Source organism: Streptomyces sp. C36 (genome assembly GCF_040932295.1).
GTDB classification, from domain to species: domain Bacteria; phylum Actinomycetota; class Actinomycetes; order Streptomycetales; family Streptomycetaceae; genus Streptomyces; species Streptomyces triculaminicus.
The window spans coordinates 1,198,896-1,223,318 of the sequence record NZ_JBFQGI010000001.1 but is presented as its reverse complement, the minus strand read 5'-3'; the positions used below and the strand labels follow the sequence as shown (position 1 = coordinate 1,223,318).

Annotated in this window: 23 protein-coding genes; 9 read left to right on the top strand and 14 right to left on the bottom strand. The window is 71.5% G+C overall.

What is annotated here, in order from left to right; genetic code table 11:
• Positions 1 to 63 precede the first annotated feature (63 nt).
• The 3 genes from AB4K12_RS05385 to AB4K12_RS05375 all read right to left on the bottom strand — a co-directional run bounded on the left by AB4K12_RS05385 (position 64) and on the right by AB4K12_RS05375 (position 3,956).
• Positions 64 to 1,443 carry an alkaline phosphatase gene (locus AB4K12_RS05385; protein WP_368433089.1) on the bottom strand — a complete coding sequence of 460 codons (1,380 nt, stop codon included), beginning with the start codon at positions 1,441 to 1,443 and terminating at the stop codon, positions 64 to 66.
• Entirely contained in the window at positions 1,440 to 2,513 is a 1,074-nt protein-coding gene (locus AB4K12_RS05380; protein WP_368433088.1) for a Gfo/Idh/MocA family oxidoreductase, read from the bottom strand. Before AB4K12_RS05380 ends, AB4K12_RS05385 begins: the two co-directional genes overlap by 4 nt.
• Before the next feature lie 87 nt (positions 2,514 to 2,600).
• Entirely contained in the window at positions 2,601 to 3,956 is a 1,356-nt protein-coding gene (locus AB4K12_RS05375; protein ID WP_368433087.1) for a ParB/RepB/Spo0J family partition protein, read from the bottom strand.
• Positions 3,957 to 4,328: 372 nt separating this feature from the next.
• On the opposite strand from AB4K12_RS05375, the gene AB4K12_RS05370 reads away from it, so the two are divergent.
• The 3 genes from AB4K12_RS05370 to rfbD all read left to right on the top strand — a co-directional run bounded on the left by AB4K12_RS05370 (position 4,329) and on the right by rfbD (position 7,420).
• The gene (locus tag AB4K12_RS05370; RefSeq protein WP_368433086.1) at positions 4,329 to 5,396 is read left to right on the top strand and encodes a glucose-1-phosphate thymidylyltransferase; all 1,068 of its coding nucleotides are present in this window, start codon (positions 4,329 to 4,331) and stop codon (positions 5,394 to 5,396) included.
• A 73-nt stretch (positions 5,397 to 5,469) separates the two neighbouring features.
• Positions 5,470 to 6,459, top strand: coding sequence for a dTDP-glucose 4,6-dehydratase (gene rfbB, locus AB4K12_RS05365; protein ID WP_368433085.1), 990 nt, complete (start codon positions 5,470 to 5,472; stop codon positions 6,457 to 6,459).
• Between the two features lie 31 nt (positions 6,460 to 6,490).
• The gene (gene rfbD, locus AB4K12_RS05360; protein ID WP_368433084.1) at positions 6,491 to 7,420 is read left to right on the top strand and encodes a dTDP-4-dehydrorhamnose reductase; all 930 of its coding nucleotides are present in this window, start codon (positions 6,491 to 6,493) and stop codon (positions 7,418 to 7,420) included.
• A gap of 17 nt (positions 7,421 to 7,437) precedes the next feature.
• Here the strand turns inward: rfbD and AB4K12_RS05355 are convergent, their stop codons facing one another.
• Both AB4K12_RS05355 and AB4K12_RS05350 read right to left on the bottom strand, forming a co-directional pair.
• Positions 7,438 to 8,055 carry a dTDP-4-dehydrorhamnose 3,5-epimerase family protein gene (locus tag AB4K12_RS05355; protein WP_368433083.1) on the bottom strand — a complete coding sequence of 206 codons (618 nt, stop codon included), beginning with the start codon at positions 8,053 to 8,055 and terminating at the stop codon, positions 7,438 to 7,440.
• Between the two features lie 75 nt (positions 8,056 to 8,130).
• Positions 8,131 to 9,063: an aminoglycoside phosphotransferase family protein gene (locus AB4K12_RS05350; protein ID WP_368433082.1), complete on the bottom strand. Its 933-nt coding sequence runs from the start codon at positions 9,061 to 9,063 to the stop codon at positions 8,131 to 8,133.
• A gap of 45 nt (positions 9,064 to 9,108) precedes the next feature.
• Here AB4K12_RS05350 and AB4K12_RS05345 point away from each other — a divergent pair, with 45 nt between their 5' ends.
• Positions 9,109 to 9,879: an inositol monophosphatase gene (locus tag AB4K12_RS05345; protein WP_368433081.1), complete on the top strand. Its 771-nt coding sequence runs from the start codon at positions 9,109 to 9,111 to the stop codon at positions 9,877 to 9,879.
• Positions 9,880 to 9,891: 12 nt separating this feature from the next.
• Here the strand turns inward: AB4K12_RS05345 and AB4K12_RS05340 are convergent, their stop codons facing one another.
• Together AB4K12_RS05340 and AB4K12_RS05335 are read right to left on the bottom strand one after the other, a co-directional pair.
• On the bottom strand, positions 9,892 to 11,127 hold the full coding sequence (locus AB4K12_RS05340; protein WP_368433080.1) for a DegT/DnrJ/EryC1/StrS family aminotransferase: 1,236 nt from the start codon (positions 11,125 to 11,127) through the stop codon (positions 9,892 to 9,894).
• Positions 11,128 to 11,193: 66 nt separating this feature from the next.
• The gene (locus AB4K12_RS05335; protein WP_368433079.1) at positions 11,194 to 12,687 is read right to left on the bottom strand and encodes a GMC oxidoreductase; all 1,494 of its coding nucleotides are present in this window, start codon (positions 12,685 to 12,687) and stop codon (positions 11,194 to 11,196) included.
• 234 nt (positions 12,688 to 12,921) lie between these two features.
• On the opposite strand from AB4K12_RS05335, the gene AB4K12_RS05330 reads away from it, so the two are divergent.
• The gene (locus AB4K12_RS05330; RefSeq protein ID WP_368433078.1) at positions 12,922 to 14,202 is read left to right on the top strand and encodes a DegT/DnrJ/EryC1/StrS family aminotransferase; all 1,281 of its coding nucleotides are present in this window, start codon (positions 12,922 to 12,924) and stop codon (positions 14,200 to 14,202) included.
• A 7-nt stretch (positions 14,203 to 14,209) separates the two neighbouring features.
• On the opposite strand, the gene AB4K12_RS05325 is transcribed toward AB4K12_RS05330, so the two are convergent.
• The gene (locus tag AB4K12_RS05325) at positions 14,210 to 14,854 is read right to left on the bottom strand and encodes an HAD family hydrolase (protein ID WP_368433077.1); all 645 of its coding nucleotides are present in this window, start codon (positions 14,852 to 14,854) and stop codon (positions 14,210 to 14,212) included.
• A gap of 147 nt (positions 14,855 to 15,001) precedes the next feature.
• Positions 15,002 to 15,862, bottom strand: coding sequence for a helix-turn-helix transcriptional regulator (locus tag AB4K12_RS05320; RefSeq protein ID WP_368433076.1), 861 nt, complete (start codon positions 15,860 to 15,862; stop codon positions 15,002 to 15,004).
• A gap of 167 nt (positions 15,863 to 16,029) precedes the next feature.
• On the opposite strand from AB4K12_RS05320, the gene AB4K12_RS05315 reads away from it, so the two are divergent.
• Complete coding sequence (locus AB4K12_RS05315) at positions 16,030 to 16,893, top strand: NAD(P)-dependent oxidoreductase (protein ID WP_368433075.1); 864 nt, start codon at positions 16,030 to 16,032, stop codon at positions 16,891 to 16,893.
• Between the two features lie 135 nt (positions 16,894 to 17,028).
• Here AB4K12_RS05315 and AB4K12_RS05310 read toward each other — a convergent pair whose 3' ends face one another.
• Positions 17,029 to 18,018 (bottom strand): phospholipase, encoded by a 990-nt coding sequence (locus AB4K12_RS05310; protein ID WP_368433074.1) that lies wholly within the window; start codon positions 18,016 to 18,018, stop codon positions 17,029 to 17,031.
• Between the two features lie 278 nt (positions 18,019 to 18,296).
• Entirely contained in the window at positions 18,297 to 19,277 is a 981-nt protein-coding gene (locus tag AB4K12_RS05305; protein WP_368433073.1) for an Lrp/AsnC family transcriptional regulator, read from the bottom strand.
• Positions 19,278 to 19,511: 234 nt separating this feature from the next.
• On the opposite strand from AB4K12_RS05305, the gene AB4K12_RS05300 reads away from it, so the two are divergent.
• The 3 genes from AB4K12_RS05300 to AB4K12_RS05290 all read left to right on the top strand — a co-directional run bounded on the left by AB4K12_RS05300 (position 19,512) and on the right by AB4K12_RS05290 (position 21,683).
• On the top strand, positions 19,512 to 20,477 hold the full coding sequence (locus AB4K12_RS05300) for an isopenicillin N synthase family dioxygenase (RefSeq protein WP_368433072.1): 966 nt from the start codon (positions 19,512 to 19,514) through the stop codon (positions 20,475 to 20,477).
• Positions 20,478 to 20,731: 254 nt separating this feature from the next.
• Complete coding sequence (locus AB4K12_RS05295) at positions 20,732 to 21,172, top strand: MarR family winged helix-turn-helix transcriptional regulator (protein ID WP_368433071.1); 441 nt, start codon at positions 20,732 to 20,734, stop codon at positions 21,170 to 21,172.
• Positions 21,173 to 21,221: 49 nt separating this feature from the next.
• On the top strand, positions 21,222 to 21,683 hold the full coding sequence (locus AB4K12_RS05290) for a cupin domain-containing protein (RefSeq protein ID WP_368433070.1): 462 nt from the start codon (positions 21,222 to 21,224) through the stop codon (positions 21,681 to 21,683).
• Positions 21,684 to 21,850: 167 nt separating this feature from the next.
• Here the strand turns inward: AB4K12_RS05290 and AB4K12_RS05285 are convergent, their stop codons facing one another.
• From AB4K12_RS05285 to AB4K12_RS05275, 3 genes are all read right to left on the bottom strand, one after another.
• Positions 21,851 to 22,021 (bottom strand): hypothetical protein, encoded by a 171-nt coding sequence (locus AB4K12_RS05285; RefSeq protein ID WP_368433069.1) that lies wholly within the window; start codon positions 22,019 to 22,021, stop codon positions 21,851 to 21,853.
• Between the two features lie 86 nt (positions 22,022 to 22,107).
• The gene (locus AB4K12_RS05280; RefSeq protein ID WP_368433068.1) at positions 22,108 to 22,599 is read right to left on the bottom strand and encodes an RICIN domain-containing protein; all 492 of its coding nucleotides are present in this window, start codon (positions 22,597 to 22,599) and stop codon (positions 22,108 to 22,110) included.
• A 603-nt stretch (positions 22,600 to 23,202) separates the two neighbouring features.
• Entirely contained in the window at positions 23,203 to 23,718 is a 516-nt protein-coding gene (locus tag AB4K12_RS05275; protein WP_368433067.1) for a hypothetical protein, read from the bottom strand.
• Positions 23,719 to 24,423 lie beyond the last annotated feature (705 nt).

Below are 24,423 nucleotides of genomic sequence, written 5' to 3'. Positions count from 1 at the left end.
GGGAATGGCATGGGTGAAGGAATTTGCGGCTGCGGAATGGGCGCGCCCTCCTTCGCGGAAGCCTCAGCGCAGGCCGAGCGCCGAACGCAGCGTGCCGAACAGCGCGGTGTTGTCGTGGACGCCGAGCACCCGGTGGGCCTGCGGCCCCCTGGCCGCGACCCGCACCTGCACCCCGGTGTGTTCCTGCACGTCGTCCGGCGCGCCGCTCGCGTACCCGAGCTGGAGCAGAGCGCCCTCGTCGGTGATGAGCGTGCTGGAGCGGCCGGGCGGCCGCGCGTCCACCGGGAGGACCTGGCCGGCGTGCCCGTGGTCGGCCGTGACGATCACGAGGGTGCGGGGGTGCGCGTCGGCGTACGCGAGCGCGGCGGCGACGGCCCGGTCGAAGGCGAGGGTCTCCCCGATCTGGCCGCACGGATCGGCGTCATGACTCCGGTCGTCGATGGAGGCGCCCTCCACCTGGAGGAAGAACCCCTTGCCGGCCGGCCCGGAGCGCTCGCGCCGGGCCGTCAGCAGGTCCAGCGCGGCGCGCGTGGACTCCTCCAGCGTGGGCGTGCCGGCCGGGCGTGCGGGGTTGTGCATGGCGCATCGCTGGGGCCGCGTCCCGCCGACGACGGCCGGGGCCCCGGTCCACTCCACCGGCACGGCGGCCGGCGCGAACAGTCCGAGCACCGGCTGCCCGGGGCGGGCCGCCTTCAGGCCCGCGCTGTCGCGCACCACCTGGTAGCCCCCGGCCCGGGCCTGCTCCAGCACCGTACGGCCCCGGTGCGGACCGTCGGTGACGGTCTGCGCGAAGACGTCCGTCCCGCCGCCGAGAAGGACGTCGGGCCGCAGGGCGACGGTCTGCTCCGCGACGGAGCCGGCGCCGCCGCGCGCCCGGGTGTCCGCCGGACAGGCCGCCATGTCGGCCGGCCCCTTGCACGAGCGGTCGGTGACGTGCGCGGTGAGGGCGGCGGACGTGGCGTCGGCGACCGACTCGGTGGTGACGCTGCCGACCGCGTACCCCTGGCGCCGGGCCAGCTCCAGCACGGTGGGCACGGGCCGGTTGGAGCCCGCGGTCTTGGAGACCCGTCCGTTGACGGTCTTGTGCCCCGTGGCCCACGCACTGGCACCGGCCGCGGAGTCGGTGACGTAGTCGGGCCGGCCCCGTTCGTCCACCGAGTGGGTGAGGGACGTGCCGGTCATCGGCAGCCGGTCCATGGCCAGGCGACCCCCGGCCCCCACGCTGTAGTCGCGTGCGGCGGTGATCTCCGAGTCGCCCATGCCGTCACCGACGAGGAGGATGACGTTCTGTGCCGTCTCCTGCCCCCGGTCCGGCTTCCCGCCGTCCGGACCGGACGCCGAGGAGGCGGCGGGAACGCTGACGAGCGTCAGCAGAACGCTGCAGGCGACCGCACCCCGACGCCACGGGGCACGCCGTGCCGGCCCATTCGCCCTCCGCGTCATCGGTTCCGTCCTTCCGTGGCGGCTTCCGTGGCGGTTTCCGCGGTGTGGGGGGCATCCGCCGCCGGACTCCCACCAACCGGGGTGATGCGGGTCCCGGTCCGCGCCGACCGGCCCGCGGCCGCGGCCACTTCCTGGGCCGCCAGCGCCTCCGCGGCGGTGCACGGACTCGGCTCCCCGTGCGTCGCCATCCGCAGGAACGCCCGCATCTCCTGCTGGTAGGCGGCCGCGAAGCGGTCGGTGAAGTCCCGGTACGGAGTGTGCGGCGCAGGCCCGGCGGCAAGCCCGTCGCCGTCGGCGCCGACCCGCCGCAGCGGGGTCCGTTCGTCGAGCCCGACGGCGAGGGAGCCCTTGGTTCCCAGGACCTCGACACGGTGGTCGTAGCCGTGCGGATCCAGCCGGGAGGCGGAGAGCACGGCCCGCGCGCCGTCGCCGAGGGTGAGCACGGCGGTGGCGACGTCGTACCCTTCGCCGCCCAGCATCCGGGCACCGTCGGCCTGGACCGCGACGGTCGGCTGTCCGGTCAGCCAGTGCACGACGTCCATGTCGTGGATGAGGCAGTCGGTGAAGATGTCGCCCGCGGTGCGCTCGTACGCGCCGGCGGGTGGCGCATGGTCGAACGCGGTGCACCGCACCAGCAGGATCCGTCCCAGCCGGCCGGACCGGATCTCCTCCCGCAGCATTCGGTACCCCGGGTCGCAGCGGCGCTGGAACCCCACGTGGAGCCGGGCCCCCACGAGAGCGGCGGCGATCTCGCGCGCCTCCTCCACGTCGGCGGTCAGGGGCTTTTCGCAGAACACCGGGAGGCCCGCCCGTGACGCCTCGAGCAGAGCCGCCCGGCGCCGGGTCGCCGGGGTGGCGACCACCAGTGCGTCGGCATCGGTGATGACCTCGCCGAGCGAGGGCCGGGTCGTCGCCGTCCCCGCGGCGTGCGCGTTCAGCGAATGGGCGAGCCGTTCGGCGGCGGCGTGGTCGACGTCGTGGATCAGCAAGGAGGGGGCGTCCGCGCATGCGACCAGCGCCCGCGCGTGCAGCTGCCCCATGCGCCCGGCGCCGAGGATTCCCACCTTCATCGTTCATCTCCCTTGAAGATTCCGGTCGTTGAGTGGGCAGCGGCCGTACGAGCCGGCCACTGCCCGGAGCCGGGCGCGCCCGGTGGCCTACCGCCGCGTCGTGCGCAGCTGGCGGCGCGCGATGACGGCGCAGCAGGGTTCGGAGGGGCCGCTCGCCGCGCGCTCGGGCGGGTCGGTCACCGGGACGGCGACCTCCTCCGGCCGGGCGGCACTCATGGCGTGCGCCGCGCGGGCCCTGATGCCGGCCTCGATGCCGGTGCCGCCACCGAGGCCGGCGCCGACGACGACGGACGCCTGACCCAAGGCGTCGGCGGAGCGCCGGCCCGCCGCGCCGTCCGCCTCCGCGCCGCCGGTCCTCTCCAGCTGCTCCGCCACCTGCTGCCAGATCTCGGCGCAGCCCCGGGCCAGTTCGGCGATGACGTCGACGCGGTGCGGCGGGATGTTGCCGAGCAGGCGCTCCCAGTCCTGGCCGCGCACCGCCACGACGTTGAGCCAGCGCAGGAGTGCGCGACCGTCCTCGGTCAGCCGCACCGACGGATCGCGGCTGAGGTGGCGCAGCATCAGGGTGCGTGAGGGCCTGTTCGCCTCGGCCTCGTCGGGGCGCCGCTGCTGTGGCGCCTCCTCGGTACCGTTGCCCGTCTCCTTCCGTACCCGCACGCGTTCGGGTACGGGGCCCTCGCCGCGCTGCAGCCGTTTGCGGACGTCGGAGACGGTGCTGAGTGACACACCCGCCTGCGCGGCGATCTGGCGCAGCGGGGCCGAGGGGTTCTCCTGTATGAGGCGGCCGGCCAGCATGCGTCCTTCGGTGGGGTCCAGCGGACGGGCCCTGCCGTCCCGGCCGATGCGGACGTTCGACTGTGGAAGCGCCTCGGTCGAACGGGAGCGGATGGCACAGACCGTCTTGGCCGAGAGCCCGGTCGCCGACCCGATCGCCCGGTCCGACCACAGGGGGTGGCTGCTGAGGATCCGTGCCGCGGCCGCCTTGCGGTCGTCGCGGGTGAGCGGCAGGCCGTGGGTGACGTTGGATTCCACGGCGAGGACGAAGGCGTCCTTCTCCTCGCCCTCGAAGTACTGGACCTCGATCTCCGTGGCGCCCCGGAGTTCGGCGGCCCTCAGCCGATGCATGCCGTCGATGACGCGCATCGTGGACGGCATCACGACGATGGGGGGCAGATGTGCGTCGGATTCCGCGAGCGCGCGAATGTGCTCCGGGTTCTCCCCGGCCCTGCGGGGGGAGTCGGACGGCCGGAGAGAACTGATGGGTACCGTGGCGACACCGGATAACTTCGAGCTACAGGTACTGGATTCTGTGGCAGGACCCACAGGCGTGTCACGGGCTTGAACGGGACTGTTACGGGAATTAGTCTCCACTACATACCCTTCGGCCACAAAGGCATTCCACTGTAAGGAGTCCGGCACCGCCTCGGGGCTTTCCTCCGTCATATGCTTAGCATCCGCCAAGATCTCAGTAAAGCAAGGTAAAGCGGCTGGAAAGTGACCCTGCGGAGGGCGGGCGCCGACCGCCCCGGACCCGCCGGGGCCGGGGAGAACCGGGCGGACACCGGGCGGACACCGGGCCGCGCGGGGCACCGACGGCGGCACCGTGCGGCGGACCGTGCCCGCCTGCAGCGTTTTCCAGCCGCAGGAGCGTCATCGCGACAGATCTTTGTTTCAATGCGCCCCTTACACATACGAGTTGCCCCAAGGAGTGGATCACGCCAAGCAGCGTACGTTTCCCGCCACCCGGCGGCGGGGCCGCCCGATGCGGCGACCGACGGCCCCCTGGCCCCACCCCACACCATGCAGGGAGCACCCATGAAAGCGCTCGTACTGGCCGGAGGCGCGGGCACCCGCCTGCGGCCCATTACCCACACCTCGGCCAAGCAATTGGTCCCGGTGGCCAACAAACCCGTTCTCTTCTACGGGCTGGAGGCGATCGCCGCCGCCGGGATAACGGACGTCGGCATCGTGGTCGGCGACACGGTCGACGAAATCATGGAAGCCGTGGGAGACGGCTCCAAATTCGGCCTCGATGTCAGCTACATTCCACAGCAGGAGCCGCTGGGGCTCGCCCATGCCGTCCGCATATCCCGCAAGTACCTGGGGGACGACGACTTCGCGATGTACCTCGGCGACAATTTCGTCGTGGGTGGCATCGACGAGCCGATCCGCGAGTTCCACGCGCACCGGCCGGACGCGCACCTGCTGCTCACCCATGTCTCCGACCCCCGGTCCTTCGGCGTGGCCGAGCTCGACGCCTCCGGCCGCGTGCGCCGCCTGGAGGAGAAGCCGGCGCGCCCGAAGAGCGACCTCGCCCTGGTCGGCGTGTACCTCTTCTCCCCCGCGATCCATGAGGCCGTGCGGGCCATCGAGCCGTCCTGGCGGGGCGAGTTGGAGATCACCCACGCCGTGCAGTGGCTCATCGACGCGGGCCGGGAGGTGCGCTCCACACAGATCACCGGCTACTGGAAGGACACCGGCAACGTCACCGACATGCTGGAGGTGAACCGGCTGGTCCTGGAGACCCTCGAGCCGCGCTGCGACGGCCTCGTCGACGAGCGCAGCGAGCTCATCGGACGCGTCCGCGTCGACGAGGGCGCCGTCGTCCGCAACTCCCGCGTCGTGGGTCCCGCGGTGATCGGCTCGGGCGCGGTCGTCGCCGACTCCTACGTCGGGCCCTTCACCTCCATCGCGGAGGACTGCTTCGTCGAGGACAGCGAGGTGGAGTTCTCCATCGTGCTGCGCAACGCCTCCATCTCCGGCGTGCGGCGCATCGAGGCGTCCCTCATCGGCCGGCACGTCCGGGTGACGCCCGCCCCGCCCGTGCCGCACGCCCACCGGCTCGTCCTCGGCGACCACAGCACGGCCCAGATCTCCTCCTGAAGACCGGCCTTGGCCCACCCTTCCTCGATTCCACCGTTCCTCGATCCCACCCTTCCGGAAAGCGGGGCCCGCCATGACCACGCGTCTGCTCGTCACCGGCGGAGCCGGTTTCATCGGCTCCCACTACGTCCGCACCCTGCTCGGCCCCGGTGGGCCGCCCGATGTGCTGGTCACCGTGCTGGACGCCCTGACCTACGCGGGCAACCGGGCCAACCTCGACCCCATACGCGACGACCCCAGATGCGTCTTCGTACGGGGCGACATCTGCGACGCGCCCCTGGTCGACCGGGTCATGGCCGGCCAGGACCAGGTCGTCCACTTCGCCGCCGAGTCCCACGTCGACCGCTCGCTGCTCGACGCCTCCGCGTTCGTGCGCACCAACGTGCAAGGCACGCAGACGCTTCTCGACGCGGCGCTGCGGCACGGCGCGGCCCCGTTCGTACAGGTGTCGACCGACGAGGTCTACGGCTCGCTGGAGCACGGATCGTGGAGCGAGGACGAGCCGTTACGGCCCAACAGCCCCTACTCCGCCTCCAAGGCGTCGGCCGACCTGCTCGCCCTGGCCCAGCACGTCAGCCACGGCCTGGACGTCCGGATCACCCGCTGTTCCAACAACTACGGCCCCTACCAGTTCCCGGAGAAGCTGATCCCCCGCTTCGTCACCCTGCTGATGGACGGACGCAAGGTGCCGCTGTACGGCGACGGACTGCACGTACGGGACTGGCTGCACGTGGACGACCATGTGCGGGGCATCGAGGCGGTCAGGACCCGGGGACGGGCGGGACGGGTGTACAACATCGGCGGCGGCACCGCACTGAGCAACAGGGAGCTCGTCGGCCTGCTGCTGGAGGCCTGCGAAGCCGGCTGGGACAGCGTGGAGTACGTCGAGGACCGCAAGGGCCACGACCGCCGGTACGCGGTGGACTCCGGCCGGATCGGCCGTGAGCTGGGCTTCGCGCCCGCCACGGACCTGAGCGCCGGCCTGGCGGCCACCGTCGCCTGGTACCGCGCGCACCGCTCCTGGTGGGAACCGCTGCTCGCGCACCGTGCCCTGCCCGCCTGAACCCGCCCACCCCGAACCGGAGGTCGTCGCCGTGTCCCCGATACCTGGTCCCAGCTGGCTCATCACCGGCGCCGACGGCATGCTCGGGCGTGAACTCACCACCTGCCTGGCCCTTCGGGGGCTCGCGGTGACCGCGCTCGGCCGCGCCGCCCTGGACGTCACGGACCCCGCCTCCGTGCGGGCCGCCGTCGCACACCACCGGCCTGCGGTGGTCGTCAACTGCGCGGCGTGGACGGCGGTCGACGCGGCCGAGTCGCATCCCGCGCGGGCCATGGAGGTGAACGGCGCGGGACCCGCGCACCTGGCCCACGCCTGCCGCCGGAGCGGCACACGGCTGCTGCAGCTGTCCACCGACTACGTCTTCGCCGGACTGGCCGACCGGCCGTACCGCGAGGAGGACCCTCCCGGCCCGCGGACCGTGTACGGCATGACCAAACTCGCGGGCGAACGGGCCGTGCTCGGCATCCTGCCGGAGACCGGTTACGTGGTGCGCACGGCCTGGCTGTACGGGGCGGGCGGCAAGAACTTCGTCTCCACCATGATCCGGCTGGCGGCCGGCCGGGACACCGTGCCGGTCGTCGACGACCAGCAAGGTCAGCCGACCTGGACCGCGGACCTCGCCGACCGGCTGGTCGCGCTGGGCACGGCGGCGCTACGGGACGCGGCGCCTGCCGGCATCTACCACGCGACCAATACGGGCGGGACGACCTGGTACGCGCTGGCGCGTGAGACGTTCCGGCTGCTCGGCGCCGACCCGGACCGGATCCGCCCGACCACCAGCGGCGCGCTGGGCCGCCCCGCCCAGCGGCCTGGCTTCAGCCTGCTGGACCAACGCCGTTGGCGGGAGGCGGGGATGGGTCCGCTGCGCGAGTGGCGCGGCGCGCTGGCGGAGGCGTTCCCGGCGCTGCGCCACGCGGCGGGCCGGCCGGAGCCGGCGCCCCGGACCGGGCCGGGGCGCTGAGCCGCCCTCCGGGCCCCTCAGGCCGGGTGCCGTGCGGCCGCGTACCTCTCCCGCAGGCCCTGGTGGAATCTCGTGCAGGCGCCGAAGTCCGGCAGCAGCCCGCGCCGCTCCATCTCCTCGAGACCGGCGGCCGTGCCGTCCTTCGCGGACAGCACGGGCTCGATCCCGGCGGGCCAGTCGATGCCGAGGGCGGGGTCGAGGGGATGGACGGCGTGCTCGCGCTGCGGGGCGTACTCCTCGGAGGTGAGGTAGACGACGGTGGCGTCGTCGGTGAGGGCCATGAAGGCATGGCCGAGGCCGGCCTCGGCGTACACGCTCAGCCGCGGGTCGTCCAGGCGCACCGCCCGCCAGGTGCGGTAGGTGGGCGAGCCGACGCGGAGGTCCACCACGACGTCGAGCACGGAGCCGCCGACGCAGGTGACGTACTTCGCCTGTCCGGGCGGGACGTCGGCGTAGTGCACGCCCCGCACCACGCCGCGCCGTGAGACCGACCGGTTCACCTGCGCGACGCCGGGTGCGTAGCCGAGGACATCGCTCAACGCCCCGCCGCGGAAGAGTTCCTGGAACTCTCCGCGGTCGTCCCCGTGGACCTGCGTTTCCACCAGCCAGGCGCCTTCCATGCCGAGCGGACGCATGCTGCGACTCCTCACACGAAACTCTCACACGAACAGGGGTGATGGCGGTCCCGGCGCCGGGTCCTCAGGGGGTGGTCAGAGGGCCGGGAGGTAGTGCGTGAGCCGTCCCCACATGGCGTCGTCGTCGGCGTCGCCCGTGTGGGGCCCGGAGAACCGCGCGGCGTACTCGGCGATCTCGGCGAGCGTCCAGCGCAGGGCGTAGAAGCGCAGGAATTCCGCGCGCCCGCGCGGTGGGGTGCCGAACGCCCTGGTGACGGCCGACCAGTCGCGTTCCGGCGGGGCCCACATCATGCCGCCCCAGTCGAGGATGTGGACGTCCGGCCCGAACAGGACGTTGGACGGGCTCGGGTCGCCGTGCGTCAGCGCGGGCCGCTCGCCCCGCCACAGGGCGGCGCAGTGCTCGGCGGCGCGTGCCGCGTCCCGCCGCAGCGCGGTGAGGTGGTCCCACCGCCGGGTGACCAGCTCGGTCAGGCGCCGGCCGTACGGCCCGTGGCCGGCGATCTCGTCGTTCAGCGCGGCCTGCAGCGCCTTCTCCAGATCGGACTCGAACGGGAACCGGAAGTCCTCCACGGGCACGTCGGCGGAGAGTTCGGCGGGGGCGGCGAAACGATGGACCTCCTCTAACTGCCGTATGAGAAGTGTGAGTTGCGCGCCGTCCGGAACCACCGGGGCTGCGGCCGCGCGTTCGACATAGGGGAAGACCACGACGGGGAAACCCGCTATGTCGTGGACGACCCTTCCGTCCCGTCCGGGCAGCGGGGCGAGGACGAAGTCCTTTCCGCCCTCCCGCAGCAGAACCGCCGCCTCGTAGGCCCCCGGGAAATGGCCGTCGAGATCACGGCGCACACTGATCCACAGGGATCCGCAGCGATACGACCAGCTGTCCTCGCCGAGCGGAAGGAATTCCAGCTCTTCGGCTTCTCCATCATCGCGCCCGGTGTCCTGGAAGTTCTCCGCGACAAGGCGGAGCAGGCTCCGGCGCTCCACGATCTTGTTCTCCAAGAGCATGCCAGAGGCTAACACCGGCCTGTGGCAAAGGGATATGGTGCGGCGATGGAAACCGACAGCGATGTCATTCTCGCGCACCGCCTCGTCGACCTCGCCGACGAAATGGCACTGGGATTCTTCGGACAGGATCCCGATTCACGGAAGAAGGCCGACGGCAGTCCGGTCAGTGAAGCCGATCTCGCGGTCGAAAAAGCCATGCTCGAGGTGCTGGCCGCCGAGCGTCCCGGGGACGCGGTACTCAGCGAGGAGAGCGGAGCGATTTCGGCGGCCGCGCGCCGCTGGATTCTCGACCCCATCGACGGCACGATTCCCTTTCTGGCCGGAGAGCGCGACTGGGGCACCCACGTGGCCCTCGAGATCGACGGGGAACTGCGCATCGGCGTCATCAGCCGGCCCACCGAGGGCAGGCGCTGGTGGGCGCGGCACGGCTTCGGCGCGTACGTCTCCCCCTCCTCCCGGCCGCTGTCGACGGCGCGACGGCTGCGGCTTCCACAGGCCGCCCTCGCCCTCGACCGGGCCCGGGTGGGCGGCTTCCTCTTCCCCGGCTCGCCCGTCGGCGCCGTACAGGAGCGGATGCGCTGGACCGAGTCCTCGGTGTGCCTGGTTGGCGATCTCCTGGAGGGACGCGTGGACGCGGTGATCGACGAGGGCGGGCACGTGTGGGACCGGGCCCCGGTCGCTCTGCTCGTGCAGGAGGCGGGCGGACGCCTCGACGATCTGCGGGGCGGCCGTCGGCTCGACGGGCCGTGGCTGGTGTACGCGGGAAGCGGCGTCGCCCGCGAACTGACCGGGCTCCTGCGGGGCGTGGCCGGCTGAGCCGGCTCCGGATCACACCGTCCGCGTACCCGTGACCGCTCGCCGGAACTCCCGCGCCACCTCGTCGATCTCGGCCTCCGACGACCCGGCGTGCACGCCGAATCCCGCGCCCAGGTAGCCGTCGGAGACCCCGGTGGCCAGCGCCACCGAGCGGGCGAGGATGTCGTCCGTGCGGGGCAGCGCGCCCCGCTCGTAGTCGCGCGGCCACCGGCCGGCGCCGGGCGCCCGGAACGGCACCGTCGAGCGGTCCCCCCGCCCGAACGCGGCCAGCGCGGGCAGGCTGCCGTAGTGGTGCGTCGGGGAGTCGGAGAGTGGTTTGGCGCCGATACGTCCGGCGACGTCCTGCGCGTGCTTGGCATGCTCGAACACGTACACCGCGAAGGTGCCGCACTCCCCCGCCGCGTCGTGCAGCGTTCTGCGGCGCACGTCCGGGAGGTCGCCGATGCGCTCGACGAGTCGCCGCTTGACCGCTCTGACCCGCTCCAGGATCCGGTCGAGCTTGCCGAGCTGGGCGAGCGCCACGGCCGCGTGCAGCTCGCCGAGCCCGAGGTTCATGCCGAGCAGCGGATCCCCCTCGCCGTGGTCCCGGCGGTAGGGGAACCACCCCTGGTCGTGGAAGGAGTAGGCGCGCTGGAAGACGAGCGGGTCGTCCGTGAGGACGAACCCGCCCTGGAGCGCCGTGATCACTTTGAAGTGGTTGAGCGAGAACGTCCCGGCCGCGCCGAGGGTGCCCAGCGGGCGCCCCCGGTAGCTGGCGCCGGCGCTCTGCGCGCAGTCCTCGAGGATGTGCAGCCCGTGCTCGGCGGCGAGGGCGCGCAGAGCGGTCATGTCGGCGGGTGCGCCCAGCATGTGCACCGGCATGATCGCCTTGGTGCGGGAGGTGATCTTCGCCCGCACGTCGGCCGGGTCGAGGGTCAGTGACTCGTCGATCTCGGCGAGGACGACGTCGGCACCGCAGTGCAGCACCGAGGCGATCGAGGCGACGAACATGTAACCGGGCACGATCACTTCGTCGCCCGGCCCGATCCCGAGCCCGACAAGGGCGGCGACGAGCGCGGACGTGCCGCTGTTGACGCCGAGGCAGTGGGCGGCGCCGAAGCGCATGGCCGCGGCCTGCTCGAAACGGCGGACCATGACCCCTTCGCCGGGGTCGTCGAAGGCCTCGCGGCCGGCCTGCCAGCGGTCGAGCACCTCGAGGACGTTGTCGCGCTCCTCGTCGCCGACGAAGCGGTATCCCGGTCCCGGCACTGTTCCTCCCTGGGGGTTGCGCGGAGCTGATGCTGATGGTCGTGGTGGTCCGTGCCGCCGGGCGGCCTACGCCGCGCGGGCGAGGAACGCGGCGAGCCTGCGGGACAGCGCGATGGCCGTGAGGGACGGGTTCGCGGCGCCCAGGCGGGGGAAGACGGCCGGTCCCGCGGCGTACAGGCCGGGGAGGTCCGCGAACTCGTGGCGGGACGTCAGCACCCCGCCCAGCGGCAGGCTGCCGCCCTCGTGGTCCTCGGTGCCGAGCAGGCTCGTCCAGGTCTCCGGCACGCCCGGCGGCTGGGACCGGGTGCGGCCGGGCAGCACCAGGGTGTTGTCGCGGACCGGGTCGCCGAACGCCGTGAAGTCCATGGGTGCCGGGGGCAGTCCCAGCTCGCGCGCGAGCTCCCGCCAGAAGTCACGCAGGACGACGCGCTGCACACCGATCAGCGCGCGGTCCTCGGCGAGCAGTGCGGTGCGGATCCGCGCCTGCCAGGGCAGGGCGGCGGAAGGGAGGCACTCCACGGCACTGTCGGCGTTGGGGAGCTGCTCCCCGGTCACCCGTACGTCCACCAGCACGGTGTCGGGCCCGTCGTCGTGCACATCCATCCGCAGGTACGAACGCGTGGCGGGGTCGGTCGGCACGTAGTACGAACCGGGCCGCGGGACGCGTGCGGCGGCGCCGGCCGTGGGCAGGCGGACGACGAAGCCCTGCACGATGTGGTCGGCGAGGCCGCCCAGCCGGGGTGCGCGCAGCCGTCCCGTCGCGGTGAGGGCCTGGATCGCCAGGCGCGTGCTCTCCACGGTGCCGGCGCACAGCACCACGGTGCCGGCGGCGATCGTCCTCGTGCCGCCGTCGGCGTCCCGGACGAGCACGCCCCGGGTGGTGCCGTCGCGTACCTCCACGGCGAGCACCTCGGTGCGGCAGTGGACCCGGACGCCGGGCGGGGGCACCGGGCGGCCGTCGGCGTCGCGCCAGTGGTGCAGGGCGGTGTACGCCTCCCAGCGGTCGGCGCCGGACGGCCGGCGACAGGCCCGGGGCAGGGGACGGAAGACCTGGCCGCCGAGCATGTGACGCTCCGAGGCCTCCCCGGCGCTCCAGGGAGCTGGGGAGCTCCAGTTCATCAGGTCCGCGGTGACCTGCTTGTACAACGAGGGGCCGCCCAGCCAGCTCTCGGTGAGGTCGGCGACGACGGCGGAGGGCCACCAGGGGGTGCGCAGCGCCCAGTCCTCCAGCGGCAGGATCACTCCGTGCCAGTACAGGGACCGGCCGCCCAGCCTGCGGCGCAGGCCGGAGATCCCGGTGTAGTGCGGGGCCGAGTCGGAAACCCAGGGGCGGTGGAAGTGCGGATCGCTCTCGGGGGCGAAGACCACATGGGTGGCGTCGTCCTGCGTGCGCCCCATGTGGACGTGCGCGAGGTCGTCGCCGGGGCCCGCCTCCAGCACCACGACGTCCTCGGCACCGTGCCCCGCCAGGGCCGTGGCGAGCTCGAGCCCCGCGAGCCCGCCGCCCACCACCACGATGCCGGCATGGGGCTGGACTTCCGTTCCGGTAATGCTGGACATCTGAACTCCCTCGCGCGCTGCTCTTCCCGCCGTTGATCACGAAGGTGCGGCCGAAGTGGAACCGGTCGCAGGCTCGCCGCAGCGTACCCAGCCGTTCGACCGGGCGCTTTCTTCAGTCGAACGGGGCCGCATCCCGGTGCCCCACGGAGGCGAAACGGCACGCTGTGGCGTACGCCCGCCAGGGGTGCGTAAATTCCGTGTGATCTGTCGCATCCTCGAAAGGCGAGGGCAACCATGGGAAATTCGCTGGCGATCTCCGGTGGGCCACGGCTGACCGAGCGGGAGTGGCCGCGCTGGCCGCAGCCGGGAGACCAGGCGCTGAAAAGTCTCGAAGATGTACTGACGAGCGGCCGTTGGACCATCAGTTGCGCCTATCAGGGGCGGCAATCCTATGAGCAGCAATTCGCTGCCGCATTCGCGGACTACTGCGGTTCCACCCTGTGCGTTCCGACGGCGACGGGAACGTCGGCTCTGGCCATCGCGCTCGAGGCCTGCGGGGTCGGGGCCTCGGACGAGGTCATCGTCCCCGGCCTGAGCTGGGTGGCCTCGGCGTCGGCCGTGCTGGGGATCAACGCCGTGCCGGTCCTGGTCGACGTCGACCCCTCGACCTACTGCCTGGACCCGGCGGCCGTGGAGGCAGCCGTCACCCACCGGACCCGGGCCATCACCGTGGTCCACGCCTACTCGGCCGTCGCCGATCTGGACGCGCTCCTGGACATCGCGCAGCGGCACGGTCTGCCGCTCATCGAGGACTGCGCCCACGCGCACGGCGCCCGCTACGGCAAGTGGCCGGTGGGTGCCTTCGGTACGGCCGGAGTGTTCAGCATGCAGGGCAGCAAGCTCCTGACGTGCGGCGAAGGCGGCGCCGTGGTCACGGACGACCCGGAGATAGCGGTCCGTGCGGAGCACCTGCGCGCGGACGGCCGGATGCTGCGGCGCGACGCGGTGGGCTTCGGCGAGATGGAACTGCTGGAGACCGGTCAGCTGATGGGCAGCAACGCGTGCCTGTCGGAGTTCCACGCGGCGGTGCTGCTGGACCAGCTCGACCTCCTCGACGAGCAGAACGCCCGCCGGACCAGGTCCGCGAACCATCTGACCAGCCGGCTGGGCGAGTTGGGCCTGGGGCTGACGGTACAGGAGACGTCGGCCGGGACGACCGATCGCACCTACTACCGGTACGCGGTGCGGCTGCCGGACGAGCTGCTGACCATCGCTCCCGTGGACCGGATCGCCCGGGCGCTGACCGCCGAGCTGGGCTTCCCCGTGATGCAGACCCACCGGCCGCTGAACGACAATCCGCTCAACCGGCCCAGTACTCGGCGGCGGTTCGCCACCGACGCCGAGTACATGGCACGCGTGGAACCCTCCCGGTTCGGCCTTCCCGTCGCCAAGCGCATCCACGAGAGCGTGGTGAGCTTCGGCCACGAGGTGCTCCTGGCCCCCCTCGACGCCATCGACGACATAGCTTCGGCGTTCGGGAAGATCATCGCCCATGTCCGGGAGCTCGCCGACTGAAGGAACGTCACAGCGTGGTCGGCAGGGCGTCACCGTGCAGGGCCGGCCCGAGCCCGTCGGCGAGGGCGTCCGGCGTGGAGACGTGCAGGGTGTGCATCCCGAGTCCGGCTCCCGCCCGCAGCACCGTGAGGCGGTCGTCGATGAGCAGCGTCTCGGCGGCCGTTGCCCGGCACCTGCGCAGGGCCTCGGCGAAGTACGACCGCGCCGGCTTCACCCGGCCGACACGCCATGACGAGCACAGCACGTCGAACATCGAGAAGTGACCGAAGGCGTCGTTCTTCAGCCGGTCCCAGTGCTCGGCCTCGTTGTTGGTGAGCACCACCGTCAGGCCGGGCCGCCCCTCCCGCAGCTCCCGCAGGGCGCGGAAACTGCCGTCGTACGCGCGCACGCTGTCCATGTACGCGCGGTCCAGCCACCGCGTGTCCTGAAGCACGTCCCCGGCCCGTCCACGGCAGTCCGCGACGAGCCGTCGGAAAACCTGATGCACATGCTGTCCCCCGCCTTCGTACAGGGGTGCCGACTCGTAGGCCCGCCGGGTCAGCTCCTCCCGGTTCACTCCGTACCGGTCGGCGACCTCATGGAGGAAACCGGTCTCCTCATTGATGTTGTTGTACAGCACACCGCCGGCGTCCACGAAAAGCGTCCGGATCACCGCATCGCCCTTTCCCCCTAGCCGTTCGCGCTCTTTTCGCGCGCACCCGCCCCGCGGGCGGCACGACCATACTGAGAATGCGGCTTGTGTGTCCGTTCGAGCCCACGGAGGGAATTCGCGGCGCAGGACGGCGGGGGCGTTGTGCGTTCACTCCCTGTGGACGCACGAGGCGTCCGCGTGCCCCAAAAGGAGCATCGCGTCATGGTCGAGGCTGCCCGGCTCGGCCTGGTAGACGATCAGCCGGTGGCCGTCGGTGCGGGCGACCTCGTACGCCTCGTAGCTCAACGTCATGGTCCCGGTGGCAGGGTGGGTGAAATACTTGCGCCCGTTGGTGCGGTTGCGTACCTCGTACCGCTGCCACAGCGTCGCGAACTCCTCGCTCTTGACGATGAGCTCGCCGACCACGCCGGTGACGTCGGGCGCGTCCGGGTACCGCCCGGCCGCCGCACGCAGATGGGCGACGGTGGCCGAAGCGACGTCCTCCCAGTTGCCGTACAGACCGCGTGCGGCAGGGTGGAGGAAGGTGTAGCGGGCGGTGTTCCGGCGCGGCCCCGGCCATTCCTCGATGCCGGGCAGGAGACGCAGACCGCGTGTGTTGGCGGCCAGCAGGTCGTTGGCGCGGCTGAGCACATACGCGGGGCAGGGTTCGACGATCTCCAGCATGCGCAGCACATCCGGGCGCAGGACACGCGGCGGCGCAGTCCCCGGTTCCGTAACGTCCCGGGGCGCCTTGGCGAGTTCGAAGAGGTGCCGACGCTCGTCCTCGTCCAGACGGAGCACCTGGGCGACCGCCTCCAGGACCGCCGGGCCCGGACGGTGCTGCTTGCCCTGTTCCAGTCGCCGGTAGTACTCGATGCTGACGCCCGCGAGCAGCGCCACCTCCTCGCGGCGCAGGCCCGTGGTGCGTCGGCGCCCTGTGGTTAACGGCAGGCCGGCCTGCTCGGGCGTGACCCTGGCCCGTCGCGTCCGCAGGAACTCTCCCAGTCCGGGTGTCTTGTCGATGTCCACGTGTCGAGTATGACGATCATTCCGCCACGCAAGAGGGGCCCTGCGAGGGCCCCTCTTGGCCGGGTGTTCCCGAACGGGGGCCCGCCTGCGCAGACTGGGGCCCCGGTGGCCGTGGACCGACGCAACAGACGGCCGTCGCAGGAAGCAGGACGAAAGGAACCGCAGCAATGGCGAACGTGGCAGTGATAGGGCTCGGCATCATGGGCAAGGGCATGGCCGAGAACCTCCTGCAGCACGGTCACACCGTGACCGTATGGAACCGCACCCCGCACAAGGCGGCCGAACTCGCCGGCGCGGGAGCCACCGTGGTGGCCACTCCGGCCGAGGCCGCGGCCCGCGCCGACGTCGTCTTCGAAGTGACCGCCGACGACAGCTCCTCCCGCGCCGTGTGGCTGGGGCCCGACGGCATCCTGGCGGGCGCCGCCCGGAACGCCGTCCTCATCGCCTCCGCCACCCTGTCGGTCGACTGGATCGAGGCCCTCGCCACCCAGTGCGCGGGGCAGGGCGTGGCCTTCTACGACATGCCGCTCACCGGCGGAGCCGCCGCCGCCCGTTCGGGCAACCTGGTTCTCCTCGCGGGCGGCGACGCGAGCGGCCTGCCCGCGCTGCGGCCGGTGTTCGACGCGATCGCCCGGGAGGTACGGCACTTCGGCCCGGCCGGCGCGGGCACCCGCTTCAAGCTGATCCTCAACGCCCTGCAGGCCGTCCACCTGGCGGGGTTCGGGGAGGCGCTCCGCCTGGCCGAGGCGGCGGGCCTCGACCCGAGCCAGGTCGGCGAGGCCCTGCTCGACCGCCCCGGCGGTGTGGTCACCCGACTCGCCTGGGACAGCTACCTGACCCCGCCCGAGCCGCTGAACTTCTCCGCCGCATGGGCCCACAAGGACCTCACCTACGCGGCCCGCATGGCCGAAGGCACCGGCCAGGACCGCCACCCTCTCCTCGACGGCGTCCTCTCCCTCTTCGCCGCGGCGCTCGCCGAGGGCCGTGGCGAGGAGGACTGGAGCACGGTGAACCCGGTCGCACCGCGGTAGCGGGGCCACATGGGCCGGCACGAGCCGGTGGCCGCGGCTGCCCGTCGAAGAACGGCCGCCCGAACGTATGAGCTCCGCCGACTGGAAAGCCGTCGGCCGGGATTCCGGCCGACGGCCTGAGAGCGGGGTTGTTCACTACCTGAACAGGCGGTCGCCGCTGTTGGCCATGCGGTGGGTGGCGCTGTGGCGGTTGACCCAGTCACGGACAAGTTTGATGGCGTTGGCGCATTGCCAGCTGTTGTCGTACTCGCGTACTCCGGTGAAGGCGCCGTAGCCGGCGATGATGCCGTCCACGCGCGCATCGCCCAGCAGTTTGTCGACGTACCACGGATCGTTGTAGGTGGTCGTCCAGGACAGCGTGGCCGCGAGCCGTCCCGCGGCACGGTCTCCGGCGCCCTTCTTCAGTTCCGCGCACGTGTTGCGGGCGGCTTCCGTGCAGTTGCCGAACCCCTTGGTGATGTCGGAGTCGCCGTAGTCCATCACCCGCCGACCGGCCGGGAACCCGGAACCGGACCGGTTGAAGGCGCCCAGGACCTGATCGCGGGTCCCGGTCGTCGTGATGCCCTCGAGTTTGCCGAGCTTGCCTTCCAGGCTCTTCCAGCCCCGGCCACCGACGTCCGGGGTGCTGCCGCCGTGGTACTCGTAGAAACCGTAGAGCACCTGGATCCCGGCACCCGTCAGCCGCTGCGCCTTGTCGCGCAGCCCGGCGACGCTGCACGTACGGTTCGGCGCTTCGCCGCAGTAGTTCGGGTCCTTGATGTCCAGCCAGACCAGCGCCAGCCGGCGCCCTGCCCTGGCGTTGGACAGGATACGGTCGATCATGCTGTCGAAGCTGGGGCCCCGCCGGTTCTCACCGGCCGAGGAACAGTCGTGGTAAGCACGCCACTCGTTCGGGTTCCACCAGGCGCAGACATCGATCTCGATGGCGTTGGCGCCATGATTGAGCGCGGCGTCCACACCGTCCAGGGTGTCGACCCGGTGCGCGATGGCATAGATCGCCTGACGCTGATCGGCAGCTGCCGCCGGGGTCGTACCGAGCGCGGTGACACCGACGATCCCGCACAGCGCCGCCATCAGCGCCAGTAACTTCCGCAGGCCGGCCCCATGTCGAAGATGAGTGGTCAAGAAAAATACTCCTTCGTGTCGTTGGATGTGGCGCTTGGACCACCCGAGCTTGCGGGGTAATACGTCCCGGCCGCCACAAAATCCGGACACTTCGGGACGCTGGAACGCGAAAATGAGCTCTGACCAGGGGAGATATAAGCGGCCTGGAACGCCTGAATGGAACGCTCCGGCCCACACCGGGACGGGGAACACCCCTGCCAGGAGCCCTAGCCGCCTCGCCGACCCGCCTGTGCTGCTCTCGGCCCTGGACTCCGGGAGCGGGAGCGGGTCGATGCCGGTCAGGTGCCGGTGGTGAGCCGTTTGACCTCGCGGAGGATGGGGGCGGTCTCGACGGCCTGGATGCCGGGGAGTGAGCCGATGCGGTGGTCGAGGTAGTGGTGGAGGTCGTGGCCGCCGCGGAAGACCCCGGTGGCCACGAGATTGTGCGGACCGGTGGTGGTGGCCGCGAAGACTATTTCGGGGTGGGTGGCCAGGGCCTGGCCGGCGGCGGAGACTTCGCCGGGAGCCACCCGCAGCCAGAGGTGGGTCATCAGGTGGTAGCCCAGGTGCCGGGGCGCGAAGTCCACGGAAAAGCCCAGTGCGCCCTGGGTCCTGAGGCGTTCGAGGTGGCGTTGGACGCTGGAGGGCGAGCGACCGGTGGCGGCCGCGAGCTCGGGCAGGCCGGCCCGGCCGTCCCTGGCCAGCTCGGCGAGGAGAGCACGGTCGGTGGCATCCAGGGCCACGGGCTCGGGGTGTCCGGGGTGCTCCGGGGCCGGCGCCGGGATGCCGCCCTCGTCCCTGGGGGCCGGGCCGAACGGGATCCCGTGGGCGTACCAGGTACTGGTGATGCCGGTGAAGAGGTGCAGCAGGCAGTGTGCGGTGACGCCTGCCAGGCGCGGGGTGCGGGGCAGCGTCTTCAGGAGCAAGGCGTCCCGCTCGTACGGCGTGGAGGTGGTGAGGGCGCAGTACAGCTCGGCGCCCCCGGAGGCCAGTGAGATCCAACTGGTGTCGGGCCGGCGGGCCAGGGCCTGGGCGACGGAGCCCGCGGAGTCGGGAGCACAGTGGATGCGCAGCAGCCAACGGGTCATCCCCAGCCGTGCCGGGACGGGCTGGCCGACGACGCGCAGGCCCAGGGTGCGCAGTCGGCTGTAGCGGCGGCGCACCGTGCGTTCCGAGGCGCCCAGCCGGCCGGCGATGCGGCTCAGTGCCGCCCGTCCGTCGAGTTGGAGGGCTTGTAACAGCCCCAGTTCCAGAGCGTCGAAGGTGCCCGCGTCCCCCACCGTGACCTCCCGTGCGTTCGGCGCCGTCTCGTACTGTCCGCGACGGGGTCCGACGATAGGCGCCCGGTACCGGCCGCGCCCGCGGCCTGCCGCATTCTCCCGTCCCACCGGCCGACGTCGCCGGTTCCTCCCGTTTCCCGGCGGGCGGCTGGGTGGCGCCCGCTCCTCGAGGCGACCATGGCCGGACCGCTTCACCACCTTGGGACGCGGAAGGACATGGAGGAGAAGGGCAGCATGAGTGCTTCCACCATTCCCACGATCGACCTCTCGGCATGGCGGGCCGGTGACCGCCAGGGTCGCGAGCGGCACGCCATGGTCGTCGACCAGGCGCTCGAGCGGGCGGGCTTCCTGCTGGTCACCGGTCACGGCGTTCACCCGGACCTGCCCGCCGCGATCCGCACCGCGGCCCGTACCTTCTTCCATCAACCGACCGACGCCAAGCTGCCGTTCCTGGCGGAAGCGGGCCAGTACGGCTGGAGCGGTCCGGGAGCGGTGGCCACCGGCCGGGCCGAAGGCCTGGTGACGCCACCCGACCTGGTGGAGACCTGGTCGGCGGCCCCTGGCCCGTACGACGCGACTGCCGAGCGCTCCGATCCCGGACTGCTGCCGAAGGCTTGGCCTTCCCAGCCTCCGGCACTGCGTCCCCTCCTCGCGCGGTACGTACGTTCCATGCGAGCGCTCGCCGACGAGCTGCTGGAACTCCTGGCGGCGGCCCTGCGCCGGCCGCTCGACTTCTTCACCCGCCACACCACGCGTCCGGACTGGACCCTGACCCTCAACTGGTACCCCGCCATCACCACCACGGGAGCGCCGCGGCCGGGCCAGTTCCGTGTCGGTCCGCACACCGACTTCGGCACCATCACGGTCCTCGACCGACAACCCGGCAAGGGCGGCCTGCAGATCCACACGGAGGACAACGGCTGGCAGGACGCCCCCTACGACCCGCGGGCGCTCACCGTCAACATCGGTGATCTGATGGCCCGCTGGACCGGTGACCGCTGGCGCTCCGGCCGCCACCGCGTACTGGCCCCGCCCGCCGACGCCCCGTCCGAGGAACTGATGTCCCTGGTCTACTTCTACGACTGCGACCCGCACACGGTCGTCGAGTCGCTCCCGGCCCCGATCGGCCGGGTGTCCCACCCTGCGGTCACGGCCCGCTCCTATGTCCGGTCCAAGGTCGCCGAGATCGCCCTGAGGTGACAGCACCACCCCGCGGGCGGGCACCTGGCCGCAACGGGTCGGACGGCATGCTGTCGGCGAGGCGCCGACCAATGGCTCCAGGCCGGCCTGAACCCGGGGCCCGCCCGGGGCACCCGGCCCGGAGACGGCAACCCTGGTGATCTGTAACCCTGGTGATCTATAGTGAAACTTATTGTTCACCAGTTAACGATTGGTTGGGTGTGCTTCCTTCTCTTGAGGACATGCGTGCGCGGTGGACGGCGCAGCATCCGGACATGGACACCTCCCCGATGGAGGTGATCGCGCTGATCCGGCGGGTTCACACGCTGCACGAACGGGCGTTGCGTCCGCTGCATGAGGCGGCGCCGGTCACGGCGCCGGAACTGGACCTGCTCATTCCACTGCGATACGCGTCGGGGCCGGTCATCGCCCGCCGTCTGGCCGCACATCTGGGGATCTCGCGCGTGGCGGTGAGCAAGAGCCTGGCCCGCCTGGAGGAGCGCGGCTACATCCGGCGCACCCCCAGCGCGGCGGACCGCAGGTCGGTGGAGGTCGTCATCACCGAGGCGGGCGCACGGGTCATCGACGCGCTCTTCCCTCGCCTGCTGGAGCGTGAGGTCGAGCTGCTGGCCGGCCTCGGCGAGGACCGTGAGCAGGTCGTGGCCGCCCTGACCCGGCTGGCCGAGGTCCTCCAGGCAGCCGACCCCGACCGGTGAACCACAACCCCGGCACACCCCCTCCCCCGGCACCGAGAGGCAGGACCCCATGTCACACGAGCGATTCATCAAGCTGCTGCCCGGCGAGCGCAGGCCCGGCCGCGTCGCCCTGCCCCCGCCCTTCCAGCTCAAGGCGCACACCGAAGACACCGAAGGCCGCCTGTCCCTGTTGGAAGTCACCCTGGTCCGTGACATTCCCCGGCACACCCACCACCTCGCGGACGAGATGATCTACGTCCTGGAAGGCGAACTCGGCGTGCACTTCGACGGCGAAGACCTCACCGTCCCTGCCGGGTCCTTCATCCTCCTGCCCAAGGGCGTCCCGCACGCACTGAGCCGCGCCACCGACATACCGCCCCGCGTACTGCAGATCTCCTCACCCGGCGGCTGGGAGTGCTACCTGGAAGACCTCACCGAAGCCGGACCCGCCGCCCACAACCCCGACGGCACCTTCAACCCCGCCAAACTCAACCCCATCGCCGCCCCCTACGGCATCCGGTACGAGGAGTAACGCACCGCAAGTGGGGGCCGGGAAGTCTCAAGGAGCCCACCACCCCGAGCAGCTGACGCCGGCTCGTGTCCGCCAGGCAGGCCGGAAGCGGCGGCGGGGGCATGATGCCGTCCGCACCCGGGTCCGTTCGGTCAATGCGCTTCCCGTCCGGACCCGGTCGCGAGCGGTCAACCGGCCACAGACAGGGCGGCGGCTATCTCGTTCCGCTCCTTGCGGCCGACCAACGGGAAGATGATCTTCCGCCCCTGCTCGCTCTCCGGGGAGGAGACGACGAAGGACGAGTTGAGCAGGCGCTCCTTGATCTCCGAGCGGACGAGACCGGCACACGGGATCGTCATCAGATGCCCCTCCGGGCGGGCGAACGTCGCTCGCCGACGAGGCCGTGCACATCGTCAGCGCCATCCAGATGGCGGGTCAGGAGTTCTTATTGCTGGTGCCACCTGTAGTACTGGTGGGAGGGATCGCAGACCGTCGCTTGCAGCAAGGTGCCGTTTCGTACGCTGGGCGTCGACAGGCAGAGCCCGCTCGACACGTTCTGCCAGACCTGGTACCAGCCTGAGGGCGGACCGTTGGGGTTGTCCGCGAAGAGGACACGCCACTGCTGGGTGGGGGCCGCCGCGTTGCAGAACTCCATCGTGACCGTCCCCGACCCCGAGGCCGGCGCGGTGATACACCGTCCCGTGTGCTGGTTGGTGAAGGTGAACAGGCCTGTCTGGGTGTTGAACCCTTCGAGCCACTTCTGCTCGGAGCCACCGCTGCACGACCACATTTGGAGCTTCGCGGCGTTCTCGGTGGCATTGTCGAGACAGTGGCTCGAGTTCCAGACGTTGATCGGGCTGAAGCCTGCGGCCCGCGCGGGCGCACCGGCCACGGAGAGCGCCAGCACCGCCAAGACCGCGGTGACGAGCGCGAACAATCTACATCGTGTGGGCATGAGCTTCTCCGGTTCTCACTGGAGACCGGCGGAGAGCCCGAACAGCATCCGGTAAGTACAGCGGAAGGAGTCCGAGCGTCGCGAGCCCTGAGGCTGCCCGCTGGAGACGCCGGCGAAATTCTCCGGTCAGGTGCCCCGAGTCTCACAGCATGGTTTGTTTCGAGCAACGCGCTGGGGCCCATTGTCCGAATCTCGTAGGGGCGGACGGCGCCGAGTCCTTGAACCTTGACGTCGCGAGCAGCCTGCTACGTCTCCGGCTCCCCGGAACGCCCGAGGCCTTTGCGAGGACCGGACGCCGCCGGGACCGCCCGGATCCCCCTCCCCCGGGTACGAGCGCACGATGTCCGCCGTTGACGCCAAAGGCCCCGTGTCGATCGGCCTGGCTCACTGCCGCATACGTCGCCCATCCAGTGCCAGGTCCCGACGGTGATCTTCACGTCGCTGCACTTCCTGAGCGCGATGCCTTCCTGGACGGCGAGGACCGCGTTGGCGGTCGGCGTGTCGCAGACCGCGCGCGGGGCTTGGGGCGCGATCGGCTGCGGGTCAGCCGCGGCAGCCGCCATTTGCGTGAGCGTGCCGACGGTCTCAGCTCACGAGCGAATCTCGCATGCGGTCCAGCCCTCGCAGCACCTCGTCGCGGTTCTTCGCCTGCTTGATCCATGCCGGAAGGCGGCTGATGGCCCCCATCTTGCGCCAGGGTTCGTACCAGGGGTCGTGCTCACGCAATGTCGCCTGTACGTACCGCCGCAGCAGGTCGAGGTGTTCGGCGTTGTACGCCCACAGGAGGCCGTGCCTTGTCCGTGTCTGCAGCCACAGCGGCGCCTGGAAATAGGGATCGTTCATCTCGGGGTTGCCGTACCAGCAGAAGGCGATCGGCCATGACTCGTCCCGCTTCCGGGACAGCCCGCAGTGGCGGCACACGAGCCGCCGCTCCATGGACCACAGGGGCGTCGCGCTGTCGGCTTCACGGGACTCCGGAACGACCTGCGCCTGTCGGTCGCACCTCGTGCAGCGCACCAGCACCCTGTCGGAAGAAGCGAAGTGGTACTTGTCGTGTCCGGGGTCCCGGAAGCGTAGGGGTGGAGTGGAGGCTGCGGGCATCGTCCCAGTATGCACGGTACGTCCGTACGGAGGATCGACGACCCGGGGCGAGCCGGATCGCGGGCTCGGGCCGCACGGCGGCGTCGGACGAGCAAGAACATCCCGCACGCCGGTCGTACACCGTGGCGGTAGGTCACCGCGGCGTGGTGCTACGGGTTCTCCTGCAGGGTCAGGCCGTAGTAGTCGACGTGGTAGCCGCCGACGCTCTGGCCGCGGCCGCCGCCCATGCGGCGCGGGCCGCCCCGCGGTGCCGGCCAGCAGTCCGCCGGCCCCAGCGGCCACTACCCACCAGCGCTGGCGCGCGTTGCGCGGCTGCCAGTGCGGTGGAGAACGACGTCCTCCGGCTGCTCGCACGGGTCGGCATCACCGTCGAACTCCGCTGGCCCTCACTGAGAAACTCACCCGACGGGTGAGGAAGGCTTCGTGGACGTCGTCACGTAGACGAGACAGAAGCCCGAGCCGAACGCATGGCCGCACACGGCGGCACGCGACGGCGCTGCCCGGGTGCGGGCGGTGTTCGGTCCGGTCCAGGCACGACCGCACCGATGGCCGACGCGAGCTGTTCGGAACGGTGATGCCGATATCGACGAGCCAGGCCGCCCCGGCGCTGGTCACGGCCGGCGCGAGGACGCGCGGGTGGTCGGCCTGCGCGGCTGGACGAGCCCCGCGGCGTTCCGCGGCCTTCGACGTGCAGAACCCGCCCCA

Bases quoted from the DNA above. Each gene is read 5' to 3' on its own strand.
- AB4K12_RS05385 (WP_368433089.1), bottom strand. From the start codon at position 1,443: ATGACGCGGAGGGCGAATGGGCCGGCACGGCGTGCCCCGTGGCGTCGG.
- AB4K12_RS05380 (WP_368433088.1), bottom strand. From the start codon at position 2,513: ATGAAGGTGGGAATCCTCGGCGCCGGGCGCATGGGGCAGCTGCACGCG.
- AB4K12_RS05375 (WP_368433087.1), bottom strand. From the start codon at position 3,956: ATGACGGAGGAAAGCCCCGAGGCGGTGCCGGACTCCTTACAGTGGAAT.
- AB4K12_RS05370 (WP_368433086.1), top strand. From the start codon at position 4,329: ATGAAAGCGCTCGTACTGGCCGGAGGCGCGGGCACCCGCCTGCGGCCC.
- rfbB (WP_368433085.1), top strand. From the start codon at position 5,470: ATGACCACGCGTCTGCTCGTCACCGGCGGAGCCGGTTTCATCGGCTCC.
- AB4K12_RS05355 (WP_368433083.1), bottom strand. From the start codon at position 8,055: ATGCGTCCGCTCGGCATGGAAGGCGCCTGGCTGGTGGAAACGCAGGTC.
- AB4K12_RS05350 (WP_368433082.1), bottom strand. From the start codon at position 9,063: ATGCTCTTGGAGAACAAGATCGTGGAGCGCCGGAGCCTGCTCCGCCTT.
- AB4K12_RS05345 (WP_368433081.1), top strand. From the start codon at position 9,109: ATGGAAACCGACAGCGATGTCATTCTCGCGCACCGCCTCGTCGACCTC.
- AB4K12_RS05335 (WP_368433079.1), bottom strand. From the start codon at position 12,687: ATGTCCAGCATTACCGGAACGGAAGTCCAGCCCCATGCCGGCATCGTG.
- AB4K12_RS05330 (WP_368433078.1), top strand. From the start codon at position 12,922: ATGGGAAATTCGCTGGCGATCTCCGGTGGGCCACGGCTGACCGAGCGG.
- AB4K12_RS05315 (WP_368433075.1), top strand. From the start codon at position 16,030: ATGGCGAACGTGGCAGTGATAGGGCTCGGCATCATGGGCAAGGGCATG.
- AB4K12_RS05300 (WP_368433072.1), top strand. From the start codon at position 19,512: ATGAGTGCTTCCACCATTCCCACGATCGACCTCTCGGCATGGCGGGCC.
- AB4K12_RS05295 (WP_368433071.1), top strand. From the start codon at position 20,732: ATGGACACCTCCCCGATGGAGGTGATCGCGCTGATCCGGCGGGTTCAC.
- AB4K12_RS05290 (WP_368433070.1), top strand. From the start codon at position 21,222: ATGTCACACGAGCGATTCATCAAGCTGCTGCCCGGCGAGCGCAGGCCC.
- AB4K12_RS05285 (WP_368433069.1), bottom strand. From the start codon at position 22,021: ATGACGATCCCGTGTGCCGGTCTCGTCCGCTCGGAGATCAAGGAGCGC.
- AB4K12_RS05275 (WP_368433067.1), bottom strand. From the start codon at position 23,718: ATGCCCGCAGCCTCCACTCCACCCCTACGCTTCCGGGACCCCGGACAC.